A 17,629-nucleotide genomic window follows, 5' to 3' on the forward strand; every position below is an offset into this window, starting at 1 on the left:
GCGGCAGCCGCGGATTATGCGTGGAGCAGCTCAGCGGCCCAGGCGGCCACCTCGCGCAGGGGCTTGAGCTGCTGGGCGGCCCGGGGGGCATCCCCGCCCTGCCCTTCGGCGCCGGCCGGCGCGCGCAAGGGCTTCACCGCCACCAGGCCCTGGGCCAGCTCGGCCTCGCCGAAGACCAGGGCATAGCGTGCGCCGCTGGCATCGGCCTTCTTGAACTGCGACTTCATGCTGGCCGGCCCCTCGGCCCCGGCCGGGTGCCAGACCACCGCCACCCCGGCCGCGCGCAGCGCATCCACCGCCACCATGGCCGGCTGCAAGGCGGCGGTGCTGGGCACCACCGCATACACATCCGGCACCGGCGGCGCCGGCAGCACGCCCACTTCGGCCAGCAGCAGCATCAGGCGCTCGATGCCCAGGCCCCAGCCCACGCCGGGCGAAGGCTGGCCGCCGAGCTGGGCGACCAGGCCGTCGTAGCGCCCGCCGCCGCAAACGGTGCCCTGCGCGCCCAGGCGCTCGGTCACCCATTCGAAGACGGTGAGGTTGTAGTAGTCCATGCCGCGCACCAGGCGCGGGTTCAGGCGGTAGGCAATGCCGGCCGCATCCAGCACGCCGCAGACGGCCGCAAGGTGCGCGCGCGAGGCTTCGCCCAGAAAGTCCATCAGCTTGGGCGCGGCCTCGACCACCGCTTGCAGGGCCGGGTTCTTGGTGTCCAGGATGCGCAGCGGGTTGCTGTGCAGGCGACGCTTCGCGTCCTCGTCCAACTGGTCGGCATGGGCCTCGAAGTGGGCGATCAGCGCGGCGCGGTGGGCCTGGCGCTCATCCGGCTGGCCCAGGCTGTTGAGCTCCAGCCGCAGGTCGCGGCCCTCGACCAGGCCCAGCGCACGCCACAGCGCGCGGGTCAGCAGGATCACCTCGGCATCGACATCGGGGCCGGAAAAGCCCAGCACCTCGACCCCGACCTGGTGGAACTGCCGGTAGCGGCCCTTCTGCGGCCGCTCATGGCGGAACATGGGGCCGAGGTAGTAGAGGCGCTTGCCGCCCTCGCGCAGCAGACTGTGCTCGACGGCGGCGCGCACCACGCCGGCCGTGCCCTCGGGGCGCAGGGTGAGCTGGTCGCCGTTGAGCTTGTCCTCGAAGGCGTACATCTCCTTCTCGACGATGTCGGTCACCTCGCCCAGACCGCGCACGAAGAGCGCGGTCGGCTCGACGATGGGCGTGCGCACGTTCGCATAACCGTGGCGGCGCATCAGCTCGCGGACGGTGGCTTCCAGCCATTCCCACTGCGCCGACTCGGGCGGCAGCAGGTCGTTCATGCCCTTCACCGCGCGCAGCGGGGAAGCGTCAGGCCTTGCGGCGCGGGAAATCTCGCTCATGGGGGGCCGGGCGGTCCGCCAGGGGCCGCCCCGTCTCGGGAAGGAAAAAGGGACCGCTCAGGCCGGCTGGCCGTAGCGTCGCTCGATGTAGGTCTCGACGAGCTGCTGGAACTCGGTCGCGATGCCCTCGCCACGCAGGGTCAGGGCCTTCTCGCCGTCGATGAAGACCGGCGCCGCCGGCGCCTCGCCGGTGCCCGGCAGGCTGATGCCGATGTCGGCATGCTTGCTCTCGCCCGGGCCGTTGACGATGCAGCCCATCACCGCGACCTTCATGGACTCGACGCCCGGGTACTTGGCCTTCCAGACCGGCATCTGCGCACGCAGGAAGTCGTCGATCTGCTTGGCCAGCTCCTGGAAGGTGGTGCTGGTCGTGCGGCCGCAGCCGGGGCAGGCGGTCACGCTGGGGTTGAAGGCGCGCAGGCCCAGGGACTGGAGGATCTCGGTGGCGATCACCACCTCCTGCGTGCGCGATTCGCCGGGCTGTGGCGTCAGGCTGACGCGGATGGTGTCGCCGATGCCTTCCTGCAGCAGCAGGCTCAGCGCCGCGGTCGAGGCCACCGTGCCCTTGGTGCCCATGCCGGCCTCGGTCAGGCCCAGGTGCAGGGGATGCTTGCAGCGCGCAGCGAGCGCGCGGTAGACGCTGACCAGGTCCTGCACCCCGCTGACCTTGCAGGACAGCAGCACCTGCGCCGGGCTCATGCCCAGCTCGACGGCCAGCGCCGCGGAATCGAGCGCCGACTGGATCAGCGCCTGGTACATCACCTGCTGCGCAGCCCAGGGCGTGGCGCGCGCGGCGTTGTCGTCCATCAGGCGGGCGAGCAGGTCCTGGTCCAGGCTGCCCCAGTTCACGCCGATGCGGACCGGGCGGTCATGCTTGAGGGCCGCCTCGATCATCATCGCGAACTGGCGGTCCTTCTTGTCGCCCTTGCCGACATTGCCGGGGTTGATGCGGTACTTGCTCAGCGCGGCGGCGCAGTCCGGGAACTCGCTCAGCAGGCGGTGGCCGTTGTAGTGGAAGTCGCCCACCAGCGGCACGCTGATGCCCATGCGGTCAAGCTGCTCGCGCACATGCGGCACCGCCTTGGCGGCCTCGGGCGTGTTGACGGTGATGCGCACCAGCTCGCTGCCGGCCTGGGCCAGCTCCTTGACCTGGATGGCGGTGCCGATCGCATCCTCGGTGTCGGTGTTGGTCATCGACTGCACGCGCACCGGCGCGTCGCCGCCCACGGTGACGACCTGCGAGCCCCACACCACCCGCGCCTGCAGGCTGCGGCGGGCGGCCGGGCGGGCGATGGTGATCGGGGCGTTGGCATCGGCAAGACTCATGGCAGCTCCAGTCGGGCGACATTGCCGCGGTTGAGCGGCGCGAGATCCACGGCCACGCCGCGGAAGCTGACCTGGGTGCCGCTGACATTGCCCACGGTCAGGCTCAGCGGCAGCGCGCCGTCCAGGCGCAAGGACTCGCCGGCTTCCAGGGTGCGCGAGATCAGCACCTTGCCGCCGGCCTCCCGCACCTCGACCCACGACGCCTCCACAGCCTGCAGGGCCAGCGGGCCGGTCGACGGGGCGGCCGCAGCCGAAGCCGCCGGCTCAGCCGCCGCCAGCGTGGCGGCCGCAGCGGGTGCCGCAGCCGCGGCCGGTGCAGCCGCCGGATCCGCGGAGACGGTGGCCGGCACCGCAGAAGCCGCAGCCACCGCCGTCAGGCTTTCCGCCGTCACCCCCGGCCCTAGGGGCAGGCTGGCCGTGGCATCGGGCGCGCTCAGGCCCTCGGCCACCGCAGCCGACTCGGCGGCCTCGGGCGCATCGGGCCAGAAGATCACCCCGGCCGCGCCCAGCAGCAGCAGCAGGGCCAGCAGCACCATGGGTTGCGCCAGGACGCGCAGCGACAGGCCCAGGCCGCTGCCGCGCGGGTCCTTGTCGCGGAAGGGCTGGTTCAAGCCGGACTGGCCCAGGGGCTCGATGACCGGCTGCTCCGGCTGCGGCAGCAGGGCCAGCACCGGGCGCGGATCGATCTTGAGCACCCGGCACAGGCTCTGGGCCAGGGCGCGGGCGAAAGTGAGGTCGAGCAGGCCTTCGATGCGGTCGGCCTCCAGCGACTCCAGCTTGCTGACCTGGACCTTGAGCGTGGCCGCCAGGGTCTCCAGCGTCAGGTCCTGACGCTCGCGCTCGGCGCGCAGGATGCCGCCGGCCGTGTGCGGCCGGGCCGGGGGCGCCGGGACCGGCGCGAAATCGTCTTGCTCATTCATCGAAAGCACCCCGTTCGAAAGCTGCGGTCTCGCGCGCCTCGGGGTGGCGGCTGCGCAATTGTTGGCCCAGGGCGGCCACCTCGGCCATGTGCCCCAGTCGGTGTTCGATGCGGGCCTGCAGCCAGAGCGACTCGGCATTGCGCAGCTCGGCCCGGTCGTTGACCCGCTTGACATAGAAGCGCGCACGCTCGGCCTGGCCCAGGCGCAGCAGCACCTCGGCCAGGTTCATCGCGGCAATCGGCTGGCCGGCATCCAGGTCGAAGGCCCGCTGAAGCAGGGCCTGGGCCCGCGGCAGGTCGCCGGCCTGGCGGGCGCAGATGCCTTGCACCATCAGCGTCCGGGCCGGCTGGCGGTAGGCCGGCAGCGCAAGAGCGCGCTCGAACAGCGCATCGGCTTCGGCCCGCTGGCCGCGCTGGCAGCGGAAGTAGCCGTAGTTGTGCAGGCTGTCGGCATCGCGCGGGTCCAGGGCCAGGGCGCGCTCGAAGCTCTCGGTGGCGCGGGTGGCATCCCCCAGAGCGGCGTGGATGAGGCCGCGCAGGTTGAAGGCCGGCACCGAATCGGGCTGCGAGACCAGGGCCTGCTTGACCTCGTCGAGCGCCGTCGCGTACTGGCCCTCGGCGAAATAGGCGCTGGCCAGTTCCAGGCGCAGGCGGGCCCGGCGTTGCAGCTCGGTCTCGTCGGAGGCCGTGACCGGATCCGGCGACACCGCCGGGCCGGCCGCCGGCTCGTCCGGGGCCGTGGCGCAGCCGCTCACCAGGGCCAGCACAAGGGCCAGGGCGAACGCCAGCGTCAGGCGCGGCGCGGCAAGGCGCGCGCTCATCGCCGCGTCTCCGTCACGACGGGAATGCCGCCCAGGGACCCGCTCTCGCGGCGCTGGGCCAGGCGCTCGGCAGCGCGGGTGCGGTCCTGCACCTCGCCGGCAAGTTGGCCGCAGGCGGCGTCGATATCGTCGCCGCGCGTCTTGCGCACCGTGGTGACGATGCCGCCCTCGGCCAGGATCTGCGCGAAGACCTCGACATTCACGGCCGAGGATCGCCGCAGGCCCGAAGCCGGGAAGGGATTGAAGGGAATCAGGTTGAACTTGCAGGGCACGCGGCCCACCGGACCGTGCTCGCCGACCAGGCGCAGCAGGGCGCGGGCCTGGGCCGAGCTGTCGTTCACGCCATCGAGCATGCAGTACTCGAAGGTGACGAAGTCGCGCGGCGCCTTCTCCAGGTAGCGCTGGCAGGCGGCCAGCAGCTCGGCCAGCGGGTACTTGCGGTTGATCGGCACCAGGTCGTCGCGCAGCGCGTCGTCGGGCGCATGCAGCGACACGGCCAGGGCCACCGGCGCGGCCTCGCGCAGGCGGTCGATCATGGGCACCACGCCCGAGGTGCTGACCGTGACCCGGCGCCGCGACAGGCCGTAGCCGTGGTCCTCCAGCATCACCTTGAGCGCCGGCACCAGGGCATGGAAGTTCTGCAGCGGCTCGCCCATGCCCATCATCACGACATTGCTGATGACGCGCTGGTCGCTGGTCGAGCCGCCGCGCGCGGCCGACCCGAAGCGCGCGCGCAACGCATGCTCGGCATGCCAGAGCTGGGCCAGGATCTCGCCGGTTTCCAGATTGCGGCTGAAGCCCTGGTGGCCGGTCGAGCAGAAACGGCAGCCGACCGCGCAGCCGGCCTGCGAGGACACGCAGAGCGTGCCGCGGTCGTCCTCGGGAATGAACACGGTCTCCACCGCATCGCCCTGGCCGACGTCGAACAGCCATTTCACCGTGCCGTCGGCCGAGACATGCTCGCTCAGGATGGGCAGCGGGCGGATCTCCGCCACGCCGGCCAGCTTGCCGCGCAGGGACTTGGCCAGGTCGCTCATCGCGTCGAAATCGCGCGCGCCCTTCTGGTGGATCCAGCGGAAGAGCTGGGTCGCACGGAAGCGCTTCTCGCCCAGGCCTTCGCAGTGCGTGGCCAGGCGGTCGAGGTCGAAGTCGAGGAGGTTGATCACGTCTGCGGGCACAGGGCCTCGGGCCGGGCTTCAAGCATAAAGGCCCCGCGGCATGCGGCAAGCACGCGGCGGGGCCGGCGGCAGAGGCCGGGATGGCGGTGCGACACCGCCGGCCCCGGCCTGCCTCTCGCCGCTCAGCGGCTGTAGACGTTCAGGCCCGGGAAGAAGAAGGCCACTTCGGCGGCGGCGGTCTCGGGGGCATCCGAGCCGTGCACGGCATTGGCGTCGATCGAATCGGCGAAGTCGGCGCGGATGGTGCCCTTCTCGGCCTTCTTCGGGTCGGTGGCGCCCATCAGCTCGCGGTTCTTGGCGATCGCGCCTTCGCCTTCCAGCACCTGGATCATGACCGGGCCGGAGATCATGAAGTCGACCAGGTCCTTGAAGAAGGGACGGGCCTTGTGCACGGCATAGAACTGCTCGGCTTCGGCGCGCGAGAGGTGCACGAACTTCGCTGCGGCGATCTTCAGGCCGGCGCCTTCGAAGCGGCTGTAGATCTGGCCGATCACGTTCTTCGCGACGGCGTCGGGCTTGATGATCGAGAGGGTGCGTTCAATCGCCATGGAAACTCCGAAAAAGCTGGTTTGGGCAAAGCCCATGATTGTAGGTGGGCAAGGCGACATTGTTCACGTCGCCCCGGGATCGCAAGGCAAGACGAGCTTCAGCGACCGCGGCGCTTGCCGCCCCAGTTGCCGCCGCCCCCGCCCCCGCCGCCCTTCTTGCCGCCCTTGTTGAAGTAGGCGTCGGCGCCGATGTAGCCCACCGAGGTCTGCATGGGATCGGGTTGCTTGGGACCGCCCTTGGGCCCCTTGGGGCCGCCGGCCGCACCGCCCTGCTCGCCGCTGTCGGGCCGGCCGAAGCCGGCGACGATGCGCTGCGAGCCCTTGACGAAGCGGCGGTCGAAGGTCTGTTCCAGCGGGTTGGGGATCGCGCCGCCGGGAACGTAGTCGTCGTCGATGCGCTGGGCGCCGCCGAAGCCCTGCGCCGGGCGGCGCGGGCCGCCCTTGGCGAAGCGGCGGTCGAAGGTCTGCTCCAGCGGGTTCGGGATGCGGCCCACATCCTCGAACAGGGCCTCGCCGTCGGCATCGCGCAGCACCTCGCGCGGCGGACGCTCGGGCCGCGGCGGGCGCGCGGCACCGCCCTGCGGGCCGCCGGCCGGACGCGGGCCCTTGCCGCCCGGGCCGAACTTGTTGCCGCCGGGCTTGCCCGGCTTGCCGCCGCCGGCCGGGCCGCGGGCCTGCTGCTCGCCGGGCTGCGGACGCGGGCCGTTCTGCATCGGCTTCGGACCGCGCGCGGCCTTGCCGGTCTTGACGGCGGGCTGCGGACGCGGGCCGTCATGCAGGCCGGCAAGCTGGCGGATGACCTTGAGGTCGGGCTCGTCCAGCTCGACCCAGACGCCGCGCTTGAGGCCGCGCGGCAGCACGACGCTTCCGTAGCGGATGCGGATCAGGCGGCTGACGACCAGGCCGACCGATTCGAAGAGCTTGCGCACCTCGCGGTTGCGACCTTCGGAGATGACGACGCGGTACCAGTGGTTCGCGCCTTCGCCGCCGCCGTTGTCGATGCTGCGGAAGGCCGCCGTCTGGCCGTCGATGGCCACGCCGGCCAGCAGTTGCGCGCGCTGCAGCTCGCCGAGCTGGCCGAGCACGCGGACCGCGTATTCGCGCTCGACACCGAAGCGCGGGTGCATCAGCCGGTTGGCCAGGTCGCCCGAGTTGGTGAAGAGCAGCAGGCCTTCGGTGTTGATGTCGAGCCGGCCGACCGACAGCCACTTGCCCTGCGGCAGGCGCGGCAAGTGGCGGAAGACGGTGGGGCGGCCTTCGGGATCGCTGTGCGTGACGACCTCGCCGGTGGGCTTGTGATAGGCCAGCACGCGGGCGGTCGGCGGGTGGATGCGCAGGCGCACCGGCTTGCCCTTGACCTCGACGCGGTCGCCGATGACGACGCGCATGCCGAGGTGGGCGACCTCGCCATTGACCGTGACCTGGCCGTCGGCGATGAGCTGCTCCATGTCGCGGCGCGAGCCCACGCCCGACTGGGCCAGCACCTTGTGCAGCTTGGGCGCATCGGGCTCGGCTTCGAGCACGCGCTTGCCGGCGTCGGCCGGGCCTTCATCGTCGCCCGCATCGTCCGGGCTGTCGCCGGCCGCGGCGGCCTGGGCGGCGGTTTCGGCCTCGGGGTCGTAGTGGCCGGTGATCAGCGCATCGAAGAGCGCGCGGGCAGCGACCAGGCTTTCGACCGGCGGCGGCACGGCCGTGGGCCGGCCGGGGCGCGGGGCGCTGCCGGCGTCGGGGGCAGCATCCTCGTCCGCAGGGGCGGATGCGGTGTCGGCCGTGTCGGTCGCGTCGGCTTGCGGCGCGGCGGATGCCGCCGGAGATTCGGCGGGCCAGCCGGCCTCGGCGCGCAGTGCGGGCGGTGCGTCGGGATCGGACTCGGCCGCGATCTCGGGATCGGTCTGCGCCACGGCGGCCGCGGCCGGCTTGCGCGGGCTGCGGCGGTGCGGGGCCTTGGGTTCGGCAACTTCGGCGACTCCGGCGACTTCAGGGGCCGCAGCATCCTGCACCGGAGACGGGGTCGGCTCGGCCGGGAGGGCGTCGGCGACTGCTTCCGCAGCCACGGGGGCGGCCGCCCGGCTGCGGCGCCGCGGCGCGGGGCTTGCGGCCACGGCGTCCGCAGCAACCTCGGGGGCCGGGGCGGTATCCGCCGCAGGGCGGGCGGCGGCGCTGCGGCGCCGACGGGCGGGGGCCGCGGGCCCGGCGGTGTCGGCCGGCGGGGAAAGGTCCGGCGCGTCGGGCTGTTCGTTCATGCTCATGTCGTCTCGGTAGGAGGACGAGGGTCGGCCGCAACTTCGGCATCCGGGGCCTGGGAGGCGGCCGGTGCGGCGACAGGAAGGACGTCCGCCGTCACGGCGTCGTCCGGGCTTGGGGCCACCACCTCGTCCGCCCCGTCGGGGCGGGCCAGGTTCGGCGCCGTGGCGCGATCCGCCGGCTCGGCCGGATCGTCTTGGCGGTCCTCCACCCCGGGGGTGGGCCGCAATTCCGGCCCGGCGCCTTCAGGCAGCACCGGGTCCGGGGGAAGCAGGGAAAGGGTCTGGCCGGCATTCGGATCGCCGCCCAGGCCGCTGCCGTCGAGCGGCGGCAGCTCGGCCAGCGAGGCCAGGCCGAGGTCGTCGAGGAAACCGCGGGTCGTCGCGAACAGCGCGGGCCGGCCCGGCGCCTCGCGATGGCCGATCACCTCGATCCAGCCGCGGTCCTCGAGCTGCTTGATCATCGGGGCGCCGACGGTCACGCCGCGGATGTCCTCGATGTCGCCGCGGGTGACCGGCTGGCGGTAGGCAATGATGGCCAGGGTTTCGAGCGTGGCACGGGTGTAGCGCGGCGGCTTCTCGGGGTTCAGGCGATCAAGGTGCAGGCGCATCGCCGGCCGGCTCTGGAAACGCCAGCCGCTGGCCAGTTCGACCAGTTCCAGGCCGCGGTCGGCCCAGTCCTCGGCGAGGGCGTCCAGCACCGGACGCAGCGTCACCGCGTCGACCGGGTCGTCGAAAAGCAGCTTCAGCTCGCGCAGCGGCAAAGGCTCGCGCGCACAGAGCAAGGCGGCTTCGAGGACGCGCTTGGCATCCTGAATGTTCATCGATCGCAGCTTCGGGGCTGCCAGGCAGCCGGAGGTCGGACAGGGTGCGGGCCGCAGGGGCCCGACGGAACCGGAATCCGCCGATCAAGGGCGCGCCATTCCGGGAGGCAGGACGGGGGCCGCGAAGGAAGGCTGCGGCCTGTCATGCCGGCGGATTCACACCGCCTCTCAGGGGCGTAGTGTACGGGACGCCCCTGCATGCCCTGGCGGCCGCCTGCGGGAGGCGTTCACGAGGCGGTCCAGTGCACGCCCGGCGCCTCGGCCGGCAGGGCCGCGTGCAGGTCGAGATCCGCCAGCGCGGCCAGCAGATCGGCCGGCGGCGGCGCCACGCAGCGCAGGCGCTTGCCGCTGACCGGATGCACCAGGCTCAGCACCCGTGCATGCAGGGCCTGGCGCAGCAGGCCGGCGGCCGGCGCGCCGCCGTAGACGGCATCGGCCAGCAGCGGATGGCCGCGGTGGGCCAGGTGGACGCGGATCTGGTGCGTGCGACCGCTGTGCAGCACGCAGCGCAGCAGGCTGATGCCGCGCGGCCCGGCCGCGGGGGCCTCGCCGAGGCGCTCGATGTCGGTGCGGGCCGGCTTGCCGCTGGCGAGCACGGCCATGCGCACGCGCGAGGCCGGGTCGCGGCCGATCGGCGCGTCAATGGTGCCGGCGGGTGGCAGCAGGCCGTGGGCCAGGGCCAGGTATTCGCGGTGCACCTCGCGGGCGGCAATGGCACGCACCAGCGCGGTCTGCGCCGCCAGGGTCTTGGCGACGACCATCAGGCCGCTGGTGTCCTTGTCGAGCCGGTGGACGATGCCGGCCCGCGGCAGCGCCGCTGCGCCGGCATGGTGGGCCAGCAGGCCGTTGAGCAGCGTGCCGGACCAGTGCCCGGCCGCCGGATGCACGACCATGCCGACCGGCTTGTCGAGCACCATCAGCGCCTCGTCCTCGTGGACGATGGTCAGCGGCATGGCCTCGGGCCGGAAGGCCTGGCTCTGCGGCGTCGGCACCAGGCGCAGCCGCAGTTGCTGGCCGGCCAGCAGGCGCTTGGACGGCGTGCTGACGGGCCGGCCGTCGACCGTCGCCTCGCCCTGCGCGATCAGGGTCTGCACATGGCTGCGCGAGAACTCGGGCGCGAGCCGCGCAAGCCAGCGGTCCAGCCGCTCGCCATGCTCGGCGGGCGCGACCTGGCCGCTGCGCAGCTCGGCCGGGGCCTCGTCCGGACCCTCGGCATCGGCCTCGTCGGCCCCCCCCTCCGGCACCTCGGCGCAGCGCGGATCGGCCAGGGGGGCACCCCTATACTCTTCGATCATTTGTCCTTCGTTGGGCGCCTCACCCCCTGCGGGCTGGCGCCGAAGTCCCACGCGATGAACCTGCACCGCCAACCGCCCCGCGCCGGCCGCCTCGGCCGCGCCTCCCTGATGGCTGCCGCCGTGGTCCTGCTGGCAGCCTGTGCGTCCAAGCCCGGCCTGGGCAATGACGTCGAGAAGTGGGATGTGACGCGATTGTATGAAGAGGCCCGCGACGAATCCGCCTCGGCCAACTGGGAACGCGCGATCCAGCTCTACACCCGCCTGGAAGCCCGCGCCGCCGGCACCCAGCTTGCGCAGCAGGCCCAGCTCGACCTGGCCTATGCGCAGTGGAAGAACGGCCTCAAGCCCGAGGCCCTGGCCACGCTGGAGCGCTTCATCAGCCTGAACCCTAGCAGCCCGGCGCTGGACTACGCCTACTACCTGCAGGGGCAGGTCAATTTCAACGAGCGGCTCGGCCTGCTCGGCAGCTTCGCCCGGCAGGATCTTTCCGAGCGCGACCAGCAGGCCTCGCGCGATGCCTACCAGAGCTACCGCCAGGTCGTCACCCTCTTCCCGAATTCGCGCTACGCGCCGGATGCCGGCCTGCGGATGAACTACATCCTCAACACCCTGGCGCAGTACGAGGTGCATGTGGCGCGCTACTACGCACGCCGCGGCGCCTGGGTGGCCGCGGTGAACCGTGCGCAGCAGGCGGTACAGGAATTCCGCAATGCGCCGGCCGTCGAGGAGGCGCTGTTCATCATGGTCCGCGGCTACGACGAGCTGAAGCTGCCCGAGCTGCGCGACGACGCCCAGCGCGTGCTGGTCAAGAACTTCCCGGACAGTGCCTACCTGCGCGATGGCCTGAACGCGGCCCCCAAGGTCAAGAAGCCCTGGTGGCAGGTCTGGTGAGTTCGGCCAGCCAGTCCAGCGCCTCGTCCAGATCGTCAAGGCGCGGCATGGGCGGCAAGGCAGCGAGAAGCTGCCGGCCATAACCCGGCGCCGCCAGGCGCGGATCGGCCACCACCAGCAGGCCGCAGTCGCTCTCGCGGCGGATCAGGCGCCCGGCGCCCTGTTTCAGCGCCACCGCAGCCTCGGCCACGAAGTAATCGTTGAAGGGACTGCGGCCCTCGGCCTCCAGTTGCCGGCTGCGCGCCTCGACCAGCGGGTCGCTCGGCGGCGGGAAGGGCAGCTTGTCGATCAGCACGCATTGCAGGGCCTCGCCCGGCACGTCGATGCCCTCCCAGAAGCTGGCCGAGCCCACCAGCAGCGCCGGCTCGCCGGCCACGAAGCGCTCCAGCAACTGCCGCTTCGGCAGCCGGCCCTGCACCAGCAGGGCGATGCCGGCCTCGGCCAGCGGGGCTTCCAGATCCTCGGCAATGCGCTGCAAGGCCCGCAGCGTCGTCGTCAGCACGAAGGTGCGGCCGCCCAGGCGCAGCGCGCAGCGGGCGGCCAGGGCCGCGACGGCGGCCGGATGCTCGGGGCTGTTCGGCCGCGGGAAGCGCGCCGGCACATGCAGCCGGGCCTGTCGCGGATAGTCAAAGGGGCTGTCGAGCTTGAGCGTGCGGGCCCGGTCGTCCAGGCCGGTGCGTTCGGTGAACCACTGCAAGCGCGCGTCCGCGCCCAGCGTGGCCGAGGTGAAGACCCAGGCCCGCGGTGCCGCATCGAGCTGGCCCTGCATGGCCTCGCGCACATCGAGCGGGCTGTCGACCAGCCGCATCGCCAGGCTGCCCAGCTCGATCCAGCGCACCCGGCCCGGCTCGGCCGGCTGGCCGAAGGCCCGGGCCGCCTGGCGCAGGGCCTGGGCGCGGTCGGCGAGCTTGGGGAAATCGGGTGCCAGCTCGCTGACGGTATCGAGCGCGGCCTGCACCGCCTCGGCCGCCGCGGCGAGCGCGGCCAGGCCCTCGGCGAAGTCCGGCGCCTCGGCCCGGTCCTCCCAGCGCAGCTTCAGGCTGCCGCCGCGCGGCGGGCGATGGGCCAGCGGGCCGGCGGCGGCCAGGCGCAAGTCGCGGGCGGCGCGGTCCAGCCGGCCCGCCAGTTCGGACCAGGGCTGCAGGCCGCGGGCCTCGCGCAGGCCGGCGGCCAGCAGGTCGCGGGCGAGGTCCAGGGCCTGCGCGCTGCCAAGGTTGCGGCCCAGGAAGCCGACGCCGGCCTCGGCCAGTTGGTGGGCCTCGTCGAAGATGGCCAGCTCGACGCTGGGCAGCAGCTCGGCCATGCCGGTGTCGCGCAGGCTCAGGTCGGCGAAGAAGAGGTGGTGGTTGACGACGACCAGGTCGGCCGCCATGGCCTCGCGCCGGGCCTGCATCACATGGCATTCGCGGAACTGCGGGCAGTCGCTGCCCAGGCAGTTCTCGCGGGTGGAGGTGATCAGCGGCAGCAGCGGCGAGCGCTCGTCCAGGCCTGGCAGGCCGGCCAGGTCGCCATTGGGCGTGCCCTGGGCCCAGGTCTCGATACGGGCCAGCGCGCGCTGGGTGGCGGCATCGGCCGTGCTGTCCTCGCCACGGGCCAGGATCAGGCGGTGCTGGCAGAGGTAGCTGCCGCGGCCCTTGAGCAGCGCGGTGCGCAAGGGCAGGCCCAGGGTGTCGCGCAGGGCCGGCAGGTCGCGGCGGTAGAGCTGGTCCTGCAGGCTCTTGGTGGCCGTGCTGACCAGGGTGCGACGGCCCGAGAGCAGGGCCGGCACCAGGTAGGCGAAGGTCTTGCCGATGCCGGTGCCGGCCTCGACGACGAGCACCGCCTGGTCGACGATGGCCTCGGCGACGGCCGCCGCCATCTGCTGCTGGCCGGCACGTTCGAGGTAGGACGGATCCTGCGCGGCCAGCGGCCCCTCGGGGCCGAAGCAGCGGGCCACGGCCCGGGCCAGGTCCTCGGGCGGCGCCGCGTCGGGCCAGGGCAGCGCGTCGCGCTCGGCGGGGTCGGGGCGGTCGGCATCCATCGGGTCCGGGCCGGTATAGGAGCCGGCCCCGCCGGCCTCAGGTCAGCCGGGTGTCGACGCTGCGGTGCGGCAGGGCCAGGAATTCAGCGCTCTGCATCTCGTTGAGCCGCGAGACCGTGCGCGGAAACTCATGCGCGAGCGGCCCCTCGGTGTAGAGCTGCTCGGGCGGCACCGCCGCCGAGATCGCCAGCTTGACCCGCCGGTCGTAGAGCACGTCGATCAGCCAAGTGAAGCGGCGCGCCTCGGACGCCAGCTTGGGCGGCATCTGCGGCACGTTGGACAGCAGCAGGGTGTGGAACTGGCTCGCGATTTCCAGGTAATCGTTCTGCGAGCGCGGGCCGCCACAGAGCTGCGCGAAGTCGAACCAGACCACGCCGCCCGCCCGGCGCCGGGCGCGCAGTTCGCGGTGCTCGATGTTCAGCAGGGGCGCCTCGTCGGCGCACTCGGCCAGCTTGCTGAAGGTCTCGGCGAGCCCGGCCTCGGCCTCGGCACCCGCCGGGCAGTGGTAGAGCGCGACCTGCTCCAGCGTGCGGCGGCGGTAATCGATGCCCGCGTCGACCTGCTTGATCACCAGATGCGTCTTGAGCAGCTCGATGGCCGGCAGGATGCGGTCGCGGTGCAGGCCGTTGGGGTAGAGCCCGTCGGGGTGGAAGTTGCTGGTTGTGACGATGGCCACCCGGTTGCGGAACATGGCGTCCAGCAGGCGGTGCAGGATCATCGCGTCGGTCACGTCGGCGACGTGGAACTCGTCGAAGCAAATCAGCCGGTGCTTGCGCGAGATGCGCCGGGCCAGTTCATCCAGCGGATCGGCGCGGCCCTTGAGCTCTTGCAGCTCGCGGTGCACCTCGCGCATGAACTCGTGGAAGTGCAGCCGCGTCTTGCGGCGCAGCGGCACGGCCTGGAAGAAGCTGTCCATCAGGAAGCTCTTGCCGCGCCCCACCCCGCCGAACATGTAGACGCCCTTGGGCAGGGCCGGCCGCACCAGCATCTTGGTGACGGCGTTGCCACGCCGGGCCAGGTAGGCCCGCCATTCGTCCTCGCAGCGTTGCAGCTCGGCCACGGCGGCGGCCTGGGCGGTGTCGGCGCTGTAGCCGCGATCGGCCAGGGTCTGGTGGAAGAGCTCGGTGACGGAGGGCATGGACAGAGATCTTCGTTCAAGCGGAGGCCGCCGCGCCCTCGGGATCGGCCCTGGGTGACCTGCGCCAGGTACGGTGGCAGCCGCCCGCCCGGACGGCCGGGCCGTGGCGGCGCATGATCAGAAGTTCAGCGTGCGGCCGTCCACCGCCAGCGCCGCTTCCTTGACCGCCTCGCTCAGCGAGGGATGGGCATGGCAGATGCGGGCGAGGTCCTCGCTGCTGGCCTTGAAGGCCATGGCCACGCAGGCCTCGGCGATCAGCTCGCTGGCCACCGGGCCGACGATGTGCACGCCCAGCAGCTCGTCGGTCGTCGCATCGGCCAGCATCTTGACCATGCCGGTCGTGTCGCCCAGGGCGCGGGCACGGCCGTTGGCGATGAAGGGGAAGCTGCCGGCCTTGTAGGCACGGCCGCTGGCCTTGAGCTGCTGCTCGGTCTGGCCGACCCAGGCGATCTCGGGCGCGGTGTAGATCACCCAGGGGATGAGGTTGAAGTCGACATGGCCGTGCTGGCCGGCGATGCGCTCGGCCACCGCCACGCCCTCTTCCTCGGCCTTGTGGGCGAGCATGGGGCCGCGCACCACATCGCCGACCGCCCAGACCTTGGGCAGGTTGGTCTTGCAGTCGGCATCGACCACGATGGCGCCGCGCTCGTCGAGCTGCAAGCCCACGGCCTCCGGCGCCAGGCCGGCGGTGTGCGGCACGCGGCCGATGGAGACGATCAGGCGATCGACCTCCAGCACCTGCTCGGCGCCCTTGGCATCGGTGTAGGCCACGGTGACGCCGGCTTCGCCCTTCGTGACGCTGCTGATCTTCACGCCCAGGTTGATCTTCAGGCCCTGGCGTGTGAAGGCCTTGTGCGCTTCCTTGGCGATGGTCTCGTCGACCGCGCCGAGGAAGGTCGGCAGGCCTTCCAGCACCGTGACCTTGGCACCGAGTCGGCGCCAGACCGAACCCATCTCCAGGCCGATCACGCCCGAGCCGATCACGCCCAGCGTGGCCGGCACGGCGCCCAGGCGCAGCGCGCCGTCGTTGCTGAGGATGCGTTCCTCGTCGAAGTCCGCCCCCGGCAGCGCGCGGGCGCTGGAGCCGGTGGCCACGACGATGTGCTCGCCCGTCAACGTGGTGGCGCCGGGGCCGTCCACCGCGATCTCGTAGCCGGTCTCGACCGCCTTCACGAAGCGGCCGGTGCCGTGGAAGAACTCGACCTTGTTCTTCTTGAACAGGTAGAGGATGCCGTCGTTGTTCTGCTTCACGACGGTGTCCTTGCGGCCGAGCATCTTGGCCACGTCCAGCGTCAGGCCGGACACGCCGATGCCGTGCGCGGCGAAGTGCTTGCCGGCGTGCTCGTAGTGCTCGCTGGACTGCAACAGCGCCTTGCTGGGGATGCAGCCGACATTGGTGCAGGTGCCGCCCGGCGCCGGGCCGCCCTGGGCATTGGCCCAGGCGTCGATGCAGGCGACCTTGAAGCCGAGCTGGGCGGCGCGGATGGCGGCGATGTAGCCGCCGGGGCCGGCGCCGATGACGATCACGTCGAAATGGGGGGATGCCATGCCTGAATCCTTGATGAGCTGACGGGGCCCGGGGGTGGGCCCAGCGGCCGCCGCGGATCCGGCGGGGCCGGTCCGCCAGCGGCGCCCCCTGGCGGGGGAGCGGCGAAGCCGCTGCGGGGGTGGGTCAAATGTCGAACAGCAGGCGCGCCGGGTCTTCCAGCGCTTCCTTCATCGCGACCAGGCCCAGCACGGCCTCGCGGCCGTCGATGATGCGGTGGTCGTAGGACATGGCGAGGTAGTTGATCGGCCGGACCACGACCTGGCCGTTCTCGACCACCGCACGGTCCTTGGTGGCGTGCACGCCCAGGATGGCCGACTGCGGCGGGTTGATGATCGGCGTCGAAAGCATCGAACCGAAGGTGCCGCCGTTGCTGATCGAGAAGGTGCCGCCCGACAGCTCTTCCAGCGAGAGCTTGCCGTCCTTGGCCTTCTGGCCGAAGCCGGCGATGGTCTTCTCGATGTCGGCAAAGCTCATCTGGTCCGCATTGCGGATGATGGGCACCACCAGGCCGCGCGGCGAGCCGACCGCGATGCCGATGTCGAAGTAGCCGTGGTAAACGATGTCGTTGCCGTCGACCGAGGCATTCAGGATGGGGTACTTCTTCAGAGCGTGAACGGCCGCCTTCACGAAGAAGGACATGAAGCCGATCTTGACGCCGTGCTCCTTCTCGAACTTGTCCTGGAAGCGCTTGCGCATCTCCATCACCGGGGCCATGTTGACCTCGTTGAAGGTGGTGAGGATGGCGTTGGTGGCTTGCGATTGCAGCAGGCGCTCGGCCACGCGGGCCCGCAGGCGCGACATGGGCACGCGCTGCTCCGGACGGTCCGAGAGCTTGGGCGCGGACACCTCGACCGCCGGCAGCGGCCGGGCCACCGCCGGACTGGCCGGCACGCTGGGCGCGGGCACGGCGACGGCCGGCCGGGCGGCCGGGGCGCTGGCGGCTGCGGCCACGGCGACGAGCACATCGCCCTTGGTCACGCGGCCATCCTTGCCGGTGCCGGCCACGCCGGAGACACCGGCGTCGGCGGCGATCTTGGCAGCGGCCGGCGAATACACGTCCGACTTGCTGCCCCCCGTGGCGGCGACGGCGGCAGGCGCGGCGGCCGTCGCCGTCGCGACCACGGGCCTGACCTCCAGCGGGCTGACCGCGGTCTGGCCGTCGGTGTCGATGCGGGCGATGACCTCGTCGCTCACGCACAGATCGCCATCGCCCTTGAGGATCTGGGCCATCACGCCGGCAGCCGGAGCCGGCACTTCAAGCACGACCTTGTCGGTCTCGATCTCGATCAGGATCTCGTCGATGGCCACAGCCTCGCCGGGCTTCTTCTTCCATTGCAGCAGGGTGGCCTCGGCCACGGATTCCGACAGTTGCGGAACCTTCACGTCGATGATGGGCATGGTGACTTCTTAGACAGATGTGGTGTGCAGGACCATCCAGCGGCCGCCACGGATCCGGCTTCGCCGGTCCGTCGGCGGCGCCCCTTGAGGGGAGCGCCGAAGGCGC

At 72.1% G+C, this 17,629-nt stretch carries 14 protein-coding genes; 1 reads left to right on the top strand and 13 read right to left on the bottom strand.

The annotated features are described in order from the left end of the window. Window positions 1–14: 14 nt before the first annotated feature. From hisS to JI742_RS08880, 9 genes are all read right to left on the bottom strand, one after another. Complete coding sequence (gene hisS, locus JI742_RS08840) at window positions 15–1,373, bottom strand: histidine--tRNA ligase (protein WP_201825686.1); 1,359 nt, start codon at window positions 1,371–1,373, stop codon at window positions 15–17. A gap of 57 nt (window positions 1,374–1,430) precedes the next feature. Beyond that, window positions 1,431–2,699, bottom strand: a complete 1,269-nt coding sequence (ispG, locus tag JI742_RS08845) for a flavodoxin-dependent (E)-4-hydroxy-3-methylbut-2-enyl-diphosphate synthase (RefSeq protein WP_201825689.1) — start codon at window positions 2,697–2,699, stop codon at window positions 1,431–1,433. After that, window positions 2,696–3,619 (bottom strand): helix-turn-helix domain-containing protein, encoded by a 924-nt coding sequence (locus JI742_RS08850; RefSeq protein WP_201825691.1) that lies wholly within the window; start codon window positions 3,617–3,619, stop codon window positions 2,696–2,698. Before JI742_RS08850 ends, ispG begins: the two co-directional genes overlap by 4 nt. Further along, window positions 3,612–4,439, bottom strand: a complete 828-nt coding sequence (pilW, locus tag JI742_RS08855; RefSeq protein WP_201825693.1) for a type IV pilus biogenesis/stability protein PilW — start codon at window positions 4,437–4,439, stop codon at window positions 3,612–3,614. Before pilW ends, JI742_RS08850 begins: the two co-directional genes overlap by 8 nt. Beyond that, window positions 4,436–5,605 carry a dual-specificity RNA methyltransferase RlmN gene (gene rlmN / locus JI742_RS08860; protein ID WP_350309647.1) on the bottom strand — a complete coding sequence of 390 codons (1,170 nt, stop codon included), beginning with the start codon at window positions 5,603–5,605 and terminating at the stop codon, window positions 4,436–4,438. The genes pilW and rlmN overlap by 4 nt, the downstream gene beginning before the upstream one ends. Before the next feature lie 134 nt (window positions 5,606–5,739). After that, window positions 5,740–6,165, bottom strand: coding sequence for a nucleoside-diphosphate kinase (ndk, locus tag JI742_RS08865; protein ID WP_182661590.1), 426 nt, complete (start codon window positions 6,163–6,165; stop codon window positions 5,740–5,742). 98 nt (window positions 6,166–6,263) lie between these two features. Then, window positions 6,264–8,414 (bottom strand): pseudouridine synthase, encoded by a 2,151-nt coding sequence (locus JI742_RS08870; protein WP_236676841.1) that lies wholly within the window; start codon window positions 8,412–8,414, stop codon window positions 6,264–6,266. After that, a complete protein-coding gene (scpB, locus tag JI742_RS08875; RefSeq protein ID WP_201825696.1) occupies window positions 8,411–9,232 on the bottom strand; it encodes an SMC-Scp complex subunit ScpB in 822 nt (273 codons plus the stop codon). Before scpB ends, JI742_RS08870 begins: the two co-directional genes overlap by 4 nt. A 227-nt stretch (window positions 9,233–9,459) precedes the next feature. After that, entirely contained in the window at window positions 9,460–10,527 is a 1,068-nt protein-coding gene (locus tag JI742_RS08880) for an RluA family pseudouridine synthase (protein WP_201825698.1), read from the bottom strand. 54 nt (window positions 10,528–10,581) lie between these two features. On the opposite strand from JI742_RS08880, the gene JI742_RS08885 reads away from it, so the two are divergent. Next, window positions 10,582–11,418 carry an outer membrane protein assembly factor BamD gene (locus JI742_RS08885; RefSeq protein WP_201825700.1) on the top strand — a complete coding sequence of 279 codons (837 nt, stop codon included), beginning with the start codon at window positions 10,582–10,584 and terminating at the stop codon, window positions 11,416–11,418. On the opposite strand, the gene yoaA is transcribed toward JI742_RS08885, so the two are convergent. The 4 genes from yoaA to odhB all read right to left on the bottom strand — a co-directional run bounded on the left by yoaA (window position 11,390) and on the right by odhB (window position 17,523). Further along, on the bottom strand, window positions 11,390–13,438 hold the full coding sequence (gene yoaA / locus JI742_RS08890; RefSeq protein ID WP_201825702.1) for a DNA repair helicase YoaA: 2,049 nt from the start codon (window positions 13,436–13,438) through the stop codon (window positions 11,390–11,392). The two genes, JI742_RS08885 and yoaA, sit on opposite strands and share 29 nt — an antisense overlap. 37 nt (window positions 13,439–13,475) lie before the next feature. Beyond that, window positions 13,476–14,576: a cell division protein ZapE gene (gene zapE / locus JI742_RS08895; protein WP_201825704.1), complete on the bottom strand. Its 1,101-nt coding sequence runs from the start codon at window positions 14,574–14,576 to the stop codon at window positions 13,476–13,478. A gap of 117 nt (window positions 14,577–14,693) precedes the next feature. Next, entirely contained in the window at window positions 14,694–16,124 is a 1,431-nt protein-coding gene (gene lpdA / locus JI742_RS08900) for a dihydrolipoyl dehydrogenase (protein WP_201825706.1), read from the bottom strand. A gap of 124 nt (window positions 16,125–16,248) precedes the next feature. Beyond that, the gene (odhB, locus tag JI742_RS08905) at window positions 16,249–17,523 is read right to left on the bottom strand and encodes a 2-oxoglutarate dehydrogenase complex dihydrolipoyllysine-residue succinyltransferase (RefSeq protein ID WP_201825708.1); all 1,275 of its coding nucleotides are present in this window, start codon (window positions 17,521–17,523) and stop codon (window positions 16,249–16,251) included. Window positions 17,524–17,629 lie beyond the last annotated feature (106 nt).

The organism is Piscinibacter lacus (assembly GCF_016735685.1).
Taxonomy (GTDB): Bacteria; Pseudomonadota; Gammaproteobacteria; order Burkholderiales; family Burkholderiaceae_C; genus Aquariibacter; species Aquariibacter lacus.